We start from the raw sequence: 5834 nt of genomic DNA on the forward strand, positions 1-5834 counted from the left end.
AAAATTTTGAATTTTAAAAAAAAAAGAAAAGGGAAGTAAATAAACTTCCTAAATATTTATTTTTGTTTTCTTCTGATTAATGGAATCATCAATGCAAGTAACAGCAATACTAACGGATTACCGGTTGCATGTGAATCAGGTTTTACGTGTTTAGTTACATGAGGTTTAGCAGGAACAGGATGTTCCGGGCTAGGAGTTACCACTTCAGGAGGGATAGTCTCATTTGTTTCGTTGGTTGTATTGTTACTGGTTTCATTTTGTTCTGTAGTATTGTCCACAGGAGTCTCATTGTTTTCATTATGAGTTATATTGTAGACAATAGTTAAATTGACAGATTCGTTTGCTCCTAAAGTTTTATTGTATATGAATTTGTTGACACCGTCAAATACCCAATCATCATTATATGTTAATATTTCCTGAATGATATCATCAGTGAGATTATCATATGTAACATATATTTCTTTTAAATTGGTAGTTCCGTTGTTTTTAACGATAATGACAACTTCTTCTTTTTCATCAACAGTTTCGTTGTGAGTGATGAGCTCTACACTTGTATCAGGTGTGTAAACCTCAACGATAGTATTGGTAATTACAAAATTACCGTTATTGTCATCTGAAATTTGAACGGTATAATTTTGAACATCCAACTCAGCAATGGAATATTTGATTGTTTTACCGTTATTGTAGACAGGCAAATTGGAGAAAGTATGTTTCCATTTATTGCCGTTATCCAAACGTGCATAGCCAACAACATGGGAATCAGCAATTAAAATTACCCTAATGCTATCCGGACGGACATTGTTTTTATTGTTTTCATCGTTCCAAACTTTGACAACATTGATTTGAGTCACAGCAGGAACATGAGTGTTAACAACTGTCCAGTCATATGCTGTATTGTTAGAAATTGCAGCTGTGTAATTTGCAACGTCCAACTCTTCAATGGTATATTTGATAACCTCACCGGCATTGTAAACAGGTAAATTCTCGAAAGTGAACTTCCAATCATTATCGCTGTTTAAAACAACACGGTTGATCTCAATACCATCAGCAAGTAATACAACAGTCACATTATTTGCCCTGACAGCATCTTGGTTATTAGCATCATTCCAAACTTTAGCAACATTAACTTCAGTCACAACAGGAACGTGAGTATTAGTAACAGTCCAAACATACGCAGTCTCATTAGAAACCACAGATGAATAATTAGCAACAGACAACTCTTGAACCTCATACTTAATCACATTACCAGCACTATAAACCGGTAAATCACCAAATACTGCAGCCCAATCATTACTATCATCTAACACAGCACTGTCAACCACATTACCATCAGCAACCAAAACAACAGTTACTTTATCTGGCCTTACACCATCCTGGTTATCAGCATCAATCCATTTCTTAGCAACATTAACTTCAGTCACAACAGGAACATGAGTATTAGTAACAGTCCAATTATAAGCACTACTATTAGAAACAGCAGACTCATAACCAACAACACTAACTTCCTCAATAGTGTAATTAATCACTTCACCAGCAGATTTAACAGGTAAATTCTCAAACAATGCAGTCCAATTATTAGAAGCATCCAAAGTAACCCTATCAACTACAGTACCATCAGCAACCAAAACAACAGTCACAGACTCAGGTCTAACACCATCTTGATTATTAGCATCATCCCAAACCTTAGTAACATTAACCACAGTCACAGCAGGAACATGAGTGTTGTTAACAGTCCAATTTCCTTTACCATCACTGGTAATATTGGCAGTGTAACCTGGAACAGCAGTCTCATTAACGGTATATTCGATTTTAGTACCATTATGTTTATAAACGAGTAAATTAGTGAAAGTGAAACTCCACCTATTTGAAGCATTTAAAACAATACGATTAATCTCTTTACCGTCAGCAAACAATACAACTGTTACATTATCCGGCATTATGCCATCTTGGTTATTCTTATCACTCCAAATTTTAACAACAGACACATTAGTCCTAGCAGGAACATGAGTGTTGTTAATTGTGAAGACATAAGTGTTGTTAGCAACTATTTTGGTGAAATCATCTACAGTATTGTTGATGATTTTTGCAGTATAACCGTCAATAAGCTTTTCAGTAACCTTATAATCGATTATTTTACCCTTTTTAACCATTGGTAAATCTTTGAAAATGAAATTCCACTTATTAGTGTCATTTAAAACTATTTCTTTGATTTTAACACCATCAGCCCATAGGTAAATTGTTACATTATTAGGTCTTAATTTATCACGGTTATTGTCATCGTCCCATACTTTTGTTACATTGACTCTGATTGGCACTACTTCAGTAGTGTTATTTGCTGTTTTGTTTTTAGTTTGATTACTTGAACCGACAACAACATTAGTTAAGTTGCCTTTTATAAGTGTATCAAAGATAACGATGAATGATGCTTTTTCACCTGGTTTCAAAATACCATTGTATTTGAATATGCCTGTTTTGATATTGCCTGTCCATGAATCTTCATCGGAAGTATAGTTAACTAATTTTAAACCGTCATGTTTAGTTTCATTAACGGTTATATTACCTAAGATGGATTCTCCATTGTTTGTTACAACAATTTTGAATCTTGTTTGATTTCCAAGGTATACAATATCGTCCAAAGCAATTTTTTCAACAGTCATGTTGTGTTTAATCATATTAAACAGGAACAGACTTTGTGAAGTTGAAGAAATCATTGAACTGAAATCATATTCAATAAGACTTCCATTGACTTCCTTGATGAACTTATCAGGTATTTTATTACCATTATCATATACGGTTCTATATAATTCCAAAGTTTGTTTTACAAGAGGGTGATCGCTGTTCCAGTAATCATGGTCTGAGAACTCGTGAACTGCCCTGCTTAAATAATCAACAGCTGAAATCGGAACTAAATTATTCCAATGATCTGGATTATCTCTATCATTTTCTGAATAGAATAAAACTTTTTCTTTTGCTAAACGAAATACATCGTCTGTTGAATTATAGTAATTGTATATTAATATTTTAAGATAGTCTGCAATGCTTTCATGATTTATGATATTTATCATTCTGCTGAGAGAATCATCTTTCAATCCGAGATGTGGGAATTGAGTATATCTTTCAACACACACCGCAATGTAAGTTGTATTGGTTTTACGTGTTGAATTACCTATTGAATCCCCAAAGTTAATTTCAATGAGTTCTGTTGTCTGTACAACAACATCATTATTTATGAAAGTTGAATCGTCAGATATTTCTGTGGAGTATGAGTTTATAGCCTCACCTACATTTGCACGGTTATTCTTAAATGTTGAGTTAACAATTTCTGTATATAGAGATGCAATCGCACCACCATAATTTTGAGCATAGTTCTCTTCAAATAAAGAATTATGGATATGTTTTTCTACTTCTGGAAGGTAGTAGTCTGCAGAAATTGCTCCACCAGCATAATATGCTTTATTTTTATAGAAATATGAATTGTTTACAGTACCGTTAGGAGCATCCCAATAGACAGCTCCACCTTTGTTTGCTGTGTTTTCCTGGAATTCTGAACCATTTATAGTGGCAATTGCTTCCAAAGCAAGTGCTCCACCTAAATAAGTTGCATCGTTATTATTGAATTTTGATTTGTTGATTGAAAGATTTTTACCTTTACTGTAAATCGCTCCACCTTCAGTTGCAGCTTTGTTTCTGTTGAATACTGAATTGTAAACTTTACCGTTTTCTCCTTTCCAGGAAATAGCACCACCATAAGAATATGCAGTATTATCCTCAAATTTGGAATTTTCTACAGATAAATCTTTACCTGCATCATTAACATATAATGCTGCACCTTCAGAACCTCCATAATAATAATTGTAAGCATAATTGTATGTGAACTGAGAGTTGTTTATCAATCCGTGTTCACCGTTCCAATAGACAGCACCACCTCTTGGAGCGAAATTTTCACCGCTTACACCATTATTATAGAATACGGAATTGTTCACAATACCGTTAGGAGCTTCCCAGAAGATAGCACCACCTTCACCTTCAATCCAGTTTTGACCGAAGTTTGTATGGTCTATATATGTACCGTCAGCACTATAATCAGCATAAATACTACCACCTGTTACAGCATTATTACTATCGAAGTGGCTGTATATTATGTTGACAGGTCCGTTCAAATAAAGACCTCCACCAGTGTTAGTAGCCTTGTTGTGATGTATACGGGAGTTGTAAATATTGCCGTTTGTACCGTCAAAGTAAATGGCTCCACCATATTGTGCTTCGTTTTCATAGATATCCCAGGAATTAGTTAAGGAACCACCATTACCTTTCCAATAGATTGCACCACCATTTTCTGCATAGTTATGTGTGAATGCAGTGTGTTCTATAGTACAGTCATCTGCATCAATGTAAACAGCACCACCTTTATTTTTCGCATTGTTTTGGTCAAAAGTGGAATCTCTAATGGTTGTTCTGCTTGCTTTTGTAGAAACTGCACCACCGCCTATGGTTGATAATGTCAGGGAGTTTCCAGTGAAATTGGAATTAGAAATCACCTGATCTGTAGCAGAAGCTTCGATATGAACTGCTCCACCACCATATTTTGCTTTGTTATCTATAAAGTCACATCCATCAATGTCAAGTATACCCTTATTGATATCTATAGCACCACCATAACTGGTAGCAGTATTGTTTTCAAATTTACAGTTGGTTAAAGTAGCATATGTAGCCTCTGAGTAGACTGCTCCACCCCAGCTACCAGTGTTGTTTATAAACTTACAGTCTATAAACTGCACATTATTACCATAAACTTTAACTGGAGAGTTTACTCCATTGATGAATGTAATATTTTTCAAAATGACATTATTTGCATTAATAAACATTAAGGGGCCTGCGCCTGCCCCGTCAATGTAGTGGCCGTGTCCATCAATGGTTATGGATTTAAAAATATATACACCATACTCATAAAGATAGTCATCAGTGCTTGGATTATATTTATAATCAGCAGGCATATCATACACTCCACCTTCATCAGTGTAGTATGTATAAGCGTACAGATTATTTAGTGTACGTTCACCGGCAGACAGGACTTCAAGGTTTGAAGCACCTAACTTATCCGTAGCAGAATTTGCTTTGGCATCATCGATTGCATTGTTAATTGAATCTGAATCGTCATCAACGGTTAAATTTTGTGTAACTTGAATATCACTAGCAATTACTGCCTGTGTTGTACATAAGCACAAAACCATTATCAGAATAAATAACAATTTATATCTATTTTTTGATAATAATCTTTTTTCAGACATGTTAAATTTTAATTTTTGTATTTCCATCATCTTAAATAGAGTTTAAGTGTCAGAAATACTCAATTTTCAACCTCTAATTTTCTTATAATTTCAACCGTTTCAATATAATCGAAACAGCAGAAACTTTTCTTTTACATAAAATAAATTATTAAAATAATGCTATTGTTTATCAATTTTCATTCTCTCCGGAGGAGTCGAATAAAAACATCATTTAAACATGAAACAATATATTAAATTTATCTGAAAGTTAATTTGAACCATTATAAATACAATTATCAACCATTATCGTACAGGCAATGACAAACCATAACTGCAGTCAATTATAATCATCATTTAAAGTACTAGGCCGAATAATACCAATAAACATTGATTTAGTAATACTTATCCAAGCTTTATTAACCCAATAACATCAAATTATATTATTCCATTAAATCAAACCTAAAAGGATTTAATTCAAACATTCTGATATCATAAATATCGTTTTTAATAATTTAATACAGCAACACCAACATAAAATTGACATTACATTATATATTTATTTTTAAC

The 5834-nt window shown here is 33.6% G+C and carries 1 protein-coding gene; it reads right to left on the bottom strand.

Going from position 1 to position 5834, the window contains the following annotated elements; genetic code table 11:
- Positions 1 to 56 precede the first annotated feature (56 nt).
- Positions 57 to 5231, bottom strand: coding sequence for a Cna B-type domain-containing protein (locus ACKI2P_RS00885; protein WP_407374339.1), 5175 nt, complete (start codon positions 5229 to 5231; stop codon positions 57 to 59).
- Positions 5232 to 5834: the final 603 nt, after the last annotated feature.

This window comes from Methanobrevibacter sp. (assembly GCF_045541095.1).
GTDB lineage: Archaea > Methanobacteriota > Methanobacteria > Methanobacteriales > Methanobacteriaceae > Methanocatella.